Origin of the sequence: Motilibacter deserti, from assembly GCF_011250635.1 — a bacterium.
Classification (GTDB): Bacteria; Actinomycetota; Actinomycetes; order Motilibacterales; family Motilibacteraceae; genus Motilibacter_A; species Motilibacter_A deserti.
This window is the reverse complement of sequence record NZ_JAANNP010000101.1, coordinates 1-6303: the sequence shown is the minus strand read 5'-3', so window position 1 is coordinate 6303 and position 6303 is coordinate 1. Positions and strand designations below refer to the sequence as shown.

General features: G+C 73.6%; 7 protein-coding genes. 1 reads left to right on the top strand and 6 read right to left on the bottom strand.

The features are described from left to right. On the bottom strand, positions 1–328 hold a 328-nt coding region (locus tag G9H71_RS20450; protein ID WP_166284631.1), incomplete at its 3' end, for an extracellular solute-binding protein. Positions 329–595: 267 nt separating this feature from the next. Here G9H71_RS20450 and G9H71_RS20445 point away from each other — a divergent pair. Then, positions 596–1147: a hypothetical protein gene (locus G9H71_RS20445; RefSeq protein ID WP_166284630.1), complete on the top strand. Its 552-nt coding sequence runs from the start codon at positions 596–598 to the stop codon at positions 1145–1147. Positions 1148–1193: 46 nt separating this feature from the next. Here the strand turns inward: G9H71_RS20445 and G9H71_RS20440 are convergent, their stop codons facing one another. The 5 genes from G9H71_RS20440 to G9H71_RS20420 form a co-directional block, all read right to left on the bottom strand. Further along, a complete protein-coding gene (locus G9H71_RS20440; protein WP_331273152.1) occupies positions 1194–1679 on the bottom strand; it encodes a DUF309 domain-containing protein in 486 nt (161 codons plus the stop codon). Then, the gene (locus G9H71_RS20435; RefSeq protein WP_166284629.1) at positions 1676–2596 is read right to left on the bottom strand and encodes an alpha/beta fold hydrolase; all 921 of its coding nucleotides are present in this window, start codon (positions 2594–2596) and stop codon (positions 1676–1678) included. Before G9H71_RS20435 ends, G9H71_RS20440 begins: the two co-directional genes overlap by 4 nt. 94 nt (positions 2597–2690) lie before the next feature. After that, on the bottom strand, positions 2691–3122 hold the full coding sequence (locus G9H71_RS20430) for a phage holin family protein (protein ID WP_166284628.1): 432 nt from the start codon (positions 3120–3122) through the stop codon (positions 2691–2693). 148 nt (positions 3123–3270) lie between these two features. Continuing rightward, positions 3271–5286 (bottom strand): acetate--CoA ligase, encoded by a 2016-nt coding sequence (gene acs / locus G9H71_RS20425; RefSeq protein ID WP_166284627.1) that lies wholly within the window; start codon positions 5284–5286, stop codon positions 3271–3273. A 121-nt stretch (positions 5287–5407) separates the two neighbouring features. Then, entirely contained in the window at positions 5408–6169 is a 762-nt protein-coding gene (locus G9H71_RS20420) for a class I SAM-dependent methyltransferase (protein ID WP_166284626.1), read from the bottom strand. Positions 6170–6303 lie beyond the last annotated feature (134 nt).

Here is a 6303-nt window from a genome sequence, read left to right as displayed (position 1 = left end):
TGCGGCTGCTGTAGACGCCGAGGTCGGTGTAGGTGACCCGGAACACGTCGGGGGCCTGCCCGCTCTGCAGCCCGGCGTCGACGTTCGTGAGCAGTTGTGCGAACGGCACCTGCTGGAGACGTACGGGGACTCCCTCGGCCTTCTCGAAGTCGGCGGCCAGGGACTGGAACGCCTTCAACTCAGCATCGCCGGCCCAGAACATGAAGGTGAGCTCGTCGGAATTGGAGCTGTCCTCGCTGCCGCCTCCGAAGCCGCCGCATCCGGCGAGGGCGATGCCGGCGGCCGAATAGCCGGCGAGTCCGAGGAACTGTCGGCGGTTGATCGACATGGGAGCTGCCTCCGTGCGTGCTCGGGGTGACGCCCATGTCTAAGCCCTGCCGCAGCGGTCCGCAACGCGAGCGGCCCACTCCTCGTGGTCTCAAACCCTATTTCCCGGATTGCATTGCAGCGGTATCTGCGTATGGTCGATGCCAGGGCCGAGACCGGTGCCCTGCGGTGCGCTGCTCGCTCGCGCACGCGACGGCGAGCATCGCCGCCGCGGCTCCCACCGCGCCCGGCCTCCGCTTCCCCGCGGCCACTCGAGGACAGGAACTCCATGCCCCAGAACACGCTCTCCCGTTCGCTGCACGACGTCGGCCTCGCCGCGTGGTTCGGCGGCACGCTCGCCAACGCCGTCGCGCTCAACCCCGCGGCGGCCGCGGCCACCGGCGCCCGGTCGACCGGCGCCGTGGCCAACGCCGGCTGGGACCGCTGGACCCCGGTCAACGCCGCCGCGATCGGCGCCCACCTGCTGGGCAGCGTGATCCAGCTCGGCGGCAACAAGGAGCGCCTGAAGTCCCAGCAGGGCGTCGCTTCCATGAGCCTGCTGAAGACCGGGCTCACGGCTGCCGCGCTCGGCGTGACCGCGTACAGCCGGGTGCTCGGACGCAAGGTCTCCTCCTACGACGACGTCCCCGCCGAGTCGGGCACGGAGTCCTCGGCCGGCACGCCGCCCGAGGCAGCCGCGGCTCAGAAGCAGCTGCGCCTGCTGCAGTGGACGGTCCCCGCGCTCACCGGCGCGCTCGTCGTCGTCAGCGCCTACGCGGGGGAGCAGCAGCGCCCGCTCGAGGTCAAGAAGGGCGTGACCGAGCGGCTGTTCAGCTCCTGACGAGGGCGCCTGGTCAGACGCCGGGCAGACGCTGACCAAGCGCTGGTCAGGCGCTGGTCAGGCGGGGCCGGCGGGAGACGGGCTCGGCCGCCGTGCTCCCCTCGACCTCGTCGGCCAGCGCCTGCGCCCACGCGACGAGCGAGGCGACGGCGATCCCGTACGGCGGCGCGTCGGCGTAGTCGCTGATGCGGGAGGCGCCGCGCCGCAGCAGCCGGGCCGCCCCGGCGCGGTTGCCGCGCTCGGCGTGCGTCAGCCCCACGCCGAGCTGGGCGAGCCCCTTCCAGAGCTCGCGCTCCTGCGCGGGAGCGGCCTTCCACGAGCCCTCGAGGACCTCGTGGGCGTGGAACGGCCGCCCCGCGTCGAAGAACCGCTGCGCCTCGGCCAGCGCCTCGACCGGGGGCAGCACGAAGTCGTCGGGCACCCGCTCGACGCCCTCAGCGCCGTGGGGGAGCGGCCGCCCGAGCTCGTCGCGAGGGCGGGCGTTGCGGGCACGACCCTCGGCGTCCCGGTCGCGCCGGCCGGGCACGCTCACCTGTCCGGCTCCGGGTCGTCGAGCCAGCCGAGCAGCTCGGCGGCGAACGCCTCGGGGTCCTCCTCGTGCGGGAAGTGCCCGACCCCGCCGAGCAGCCGCCAGCGGTACGGCGCTTCGACGTAGCGGCCTGAGCCCTGCGCGCTGCGCGGCAGCACCGCGCGGTCCGCGGCACCGTGCAGGTGCAGCACCGGGACCCGGACCGGCTCGCGCATGCCCCGGGCGAACCGGGCGCCGTCCGGGCGCGGCAGGGAGCGGACCGCCCAGCGGGAGTACTCCAGGGAGCAGTGCGCGACCCCGGGGACCTGCACCGCAGCACGGTACGCCGCCGCCTCCTCGGCGCTCGGCCACCCCGGGGCCGCCCACGACGCGAGCAGGTGCTCGACGTAGGCCGCGTCGTCGCGCAGCAGCCGGCGCTCGGCGAGCACCGGCAGCTGGAACCCGAGCACGTGGCCGCTGAGCCGGACCTGCCCCGGGTCACTGCGCAGCGCCTCGCGCATCCGCCGCGGGTGCGGCGCGCTCACCGCGCACAGCCGGCGCACGACCTTGGGGTGCGCGACCGCCGTGGACCACGCGAGCATCCCGCCGAGGCCGTGCCCCACGACCACGGCGTCCGCGGCGCCCAGCGAGCGCACCACCCCCGCGATGTCGGTCGCGAGCGTGGCCGGGTCGTACCCCCGTGGGGGCTTGTCACTGGCGCCGAAGCCGCGCAGGTCCATGGCCGCCGCGCGGTAGCCCGCACCGGCGAGCGCCACGATCGCGTGCCGCCAGGCCCACCAGAACTCGGGGAAGCCGTGCAGCAGCAGCACGAGCGGCCCACTGCCGGCCTCGGCCACGTGGAAGCGGGCGCCGTTCGCGGTCACCATGCGGTGCTCCCACGGGCCGTCCCGCAGGACCGACGATGCGTCGGGCGCCTCCATGCGCGCAGCCTGCCACAGGAACGGCCGCTTGTGACCCTCCTGTGACCTGTGCCCCTCGGCGCGGCGCTCCGCCGCCGGTCCTGGCGCGGGCCGCTTAGCCCTTGGCCGCGCCCTTGAGCGTCGAGACGCTCTCCTTGGTCGTGCGGATCGTGCGCTCCGGGGCGCTCACCTTCGACACCTGCTTCTTGCCGAGCAAGGCCAGCACGCCCGCGATCAGCAGGTAGACGACGGCGACGATGAGGAACGCCAGTGCCGGGTGCAACCCGGCCGCGTTGAGGCCGTACGCCGCCGCGATGCTGAGCAGGATGCTCGCGAGCAGGCCGAGGTACGCCGCCGCCCCGAACATCCCGCTGCCCGCGATCGCGTGCTTGGCCTCGGACTTGATCTCGATCTTGGCCAGCTCGATCTCGGACCGGACGAGCGCCGACAGGTCCTTCGTCGCGGAGGCGACCAGCTTGCCCAGCGAGGGCTCGGGCGGGGTGGGCGTGCTCACGGTCGCGCCGGTCTTGGTGTACGCGGTGGTCATCGTCGGGCTCCTTCGTCGCTGGTACGCGCTGCGCTCGGCGTTGCACTGTGGCCGGGACCGCCGTTGGTCGTGTCCGGCCAGATACTGCCGGGCTCCGTACCCTCGGCGCGAGCCGGGCGAACGCGGGCACGCCGCCCGGCCCCGCGCGTCAGCCCTCCGAAGAGCTCGCCGACGGCAGCTTGCTGCTGATGAGGTCCATGACAGTGGAGTCGGCCAGCGTCGTCACGTCGCCGACGGCGCGCTGCTCGGCCACGTCACGCAGCAGCCGCCGCATGATCTTGCCCGACCGGGTCTTCGGCAGCTCCGGCACGACGAGGATCTGCCGCGGCCGGGCGATGGGCCCGATCTCCTTCGCGACGTGCCGACGCAGCTCCTGCACGATCTCGTCACCGCTCGCCCGGTCCTCGGCGACGTTGCCGCGCAGGATCACGAAGGCGACGATGCCCTGGCCCGTCGTCGGGTCCGTCGCGCCGACCACGGCCGCCTCGGCCACCGCCGGGTGCGAGACCAGGGCCGACTCCACCTCCGTGGTGGAGATGCGGTGGCCGGAGACGTTCATGACGTCGTCCACCCGGCCGAGCAGCCAGATGTCGCCGTCCTCGTCCTTCTTCGCGCCGTCGCCGGCGAAGTAGACGCCGGGGAAGCGGGACCAGTAGGTCTCCTGGTAGCGCTTGTCGTCGCCCCAGATGCCGCGCAGCATCGACGGCCACGGCTCGTTGAGCACGAGGTAGCCGCCACCGCCGTTGGGCACCGGGTTCCCGCGGTCGTCCACCACCTCGGCGCTGATCCCGGGCAGCGGCCGCTGGGCCGACCCGGGCTTCAGTGTCGTGACCCCGGGCAGCGGGCTGATCATCAGCCCGCCCGTCTCGGTCTGCCACCACGTGTCGACGATCGGGGCGCGGTCCCCGCCGACGTTCTTGCGATACCAGACCCAGGCTTCGGGATTGATCGGCTCACCCACGCTTCCGAGAACTCGGATTCGCGAAAGGTCGTACTGCGCCGGGATGTCCTCGCCCCACTTCATCATCGTGCGGATGAGGGTGGGCGCCGTGTAGAGGATGGTGACGCCGTACTTCTGCGCGATCTCCCACAGCCGGCCCTTGTGCGGCGTGTCCGGCGTGCCCTCGTACATCACCTGCGTAGCGCGGTTCGCCAATGGGCCGTAGACGATGTAGGAGTGGCCGGTGACCCAGCCGATGTCGGCCGAGCACCAGTAGACGTCGCTGTCCGGCTTGAGGTCGAAGACGTAGCGGTGGGTGTAGGCGACCTGGGTGAGGTAGCCGCCCGTGGTGTGCAGGATGCCCTTGGGCTTCGCGGTCGTGCCCGAGGTGTAGAGGATGTAGAGCGGGTGCTCGCTGTCGTGCGCCTCGTAGTCGTGCGTGTCGGGCTGCCGGTCGACGACGTCGTGCCACCAGACGTCGCGCCCCTCGGTCCACGCGACCTCCTGGCCCGTGCGGCGGACGACGAGGACCTTCTCGACCGTGGAGGTCCGCGCCACCGCGTCGTCGACCGCGGGCTTCAGCGCGCTGGGGTTGCCCCGCCGGTAGCCACCGTCCGCGGTGATGACGGCCTTCGCGTCCGCGTCGTCGATCCGGCTCGCGAGGGCGTCCGCCGAGAAGCCGCCGAACACCACCGAGTGCGGGGCGCCGAGCCGTGCGCACGCCAGCATCGCGAAGACGGCTTCCGGGATCATGGGCAGGTAGATCGCGACCCGGTCGCCCTTGCCCACCCCGAGCTCGGTCAGCGCGTTCGCGGTCTTGCAGACCTCGCGCTGCAGGTCGGCGTACGTGATGGTGCGTGTGTCCCCGGGCTCGCCCTCCCAGTGGATCGCCACCTGGTCGCCGTGCCCGGCCTCGACGTGGCGGTCGACGCAGTTGTAGGCGACGTTGAGCTTGCCGCCGACGAACCACTTCGCGAACGGGGGCTGCCAGTCCAGTGCCTGCGTCCACGGCTCGGCCCACGTCAGGGCGCGCGCCTGCTCCTCCCAGAAGCCCACCCGGTCGGCGGCCGCCCGCTCGTAGAGGTCGGCCTGCGCGTTGGCCTGGGCGGAGAACTCCGCCGACGGGGGATACCTGCGCTCCTCGTGCAACAGGTTCGACAGGCCCTCCTGCTGCTGGCCCTGTCCCTTCGCGCTCGCAGCTGCCCCGGCGGACTGGTCGGCCACGGTGCCTCCTCGGGTCGTGCGGTGTGCCCCGGTGTCTCCTGCTCGGCACAGTCTTGCCCCGCGACGATCAGGAGCCAATCCCGGGGCGCGCCGTGGCGGCCTCCGACGCGCGTGGGGAAGGTCAGAGCAGGTCGGCGGCGAACGCGAGCACGACGTAGCGCAGGGGGGCGATGCCGTCGGCGTCCGCGGCCCGGGCGTGCACCGCGGTGGCCGCCGCGAGGACCTCCTCGCGCTCGGCCTCGGGCAGCAGTGACACGTAGGACCGCGACGCGACCAGGTCGCGCAGGCGCGCCGCGTCGAGGGGCTGCACGTGCTCGAACGACGCCTGCTCCACCGGGCCGAATAGCCCCGAGGCCGTCAGGTCGCCGAGCGGGTCGGCCGAGTCGAGACCGTCGTTGCCCAGCACCTGGCTCAGCTCGGCCACCCAGGGCACCCGGACGTCCCGCCGGTTCCAGACCAGGCCGAGCCGCCCGTGCGGCCGCAGCACGCGCGCCGCCTCGCGGAGGAAGGGCTGCGGGTCGAACCAGTGGTAGGCCTGGGCCGCGACGACCGCGTCGGCTCTCGCGTCCGGCACCGGCAGCCGCTCGGCCGGGGCCACGTGAACCGTGGCCGCCGCCCCGGACGCGCGGAGCGCCTCCGCCATCACCGGGTCGGGCTCGACGGCGGTGACGACCGCCCCGGCGGCCGACAGGACGCGCGACAGCTTCCCGGTCCCGGCGCCGACGTCGACCACGTCCGGGGCCGGCCCCGGCTCACCGGGCACGAGCGTCGGCAGCAGCCACGGCACGAGCGCGGCGGGATAGCCCGGCCGGCCGCGGTCGTACGCGTCGACCACCGCGCCGAACGAGCGTGCGTGGGCGCTGGTCCGCTCGTCGCGCTGCACCTCAGCTCCCTCCGCCGACCGGGTCGTCCGCGTCCTCGCGCGGGTTGCCGCCCTGGGTCGGCCTGCCCGCGCACGTGTCCAGCCACGTCGAGAGCAGGACGTGCTCGATCGGGCCCGTCGCGAGCGGGCCGCGC

Excerpts from the sequence above, each read along its gene's own strand:
- G9H71_RS20435 (WP_166284629.1), bottom strand. The coding sequence starts at position 2,596 with ATGGAGGCGCCCGACGCATCGTCGGTCCTGCGGGACGGCCCGTGGGAG.
- G9H71_RS20445 (WP_166284630.1), top strand. The coding sequence starts at position 596 with ATGCCCCAGAACACGCTCTCCCGTTCGCTGCACGACGTCGGCCTCGCC.
- G9H71_RS20430 (WP_166284628.1), bottom strand. The coding sequence starts at position 3,122 with ATGACCACCGCGTACACCAAGACCGGCGCGACCGTGAGCACGCCCACC.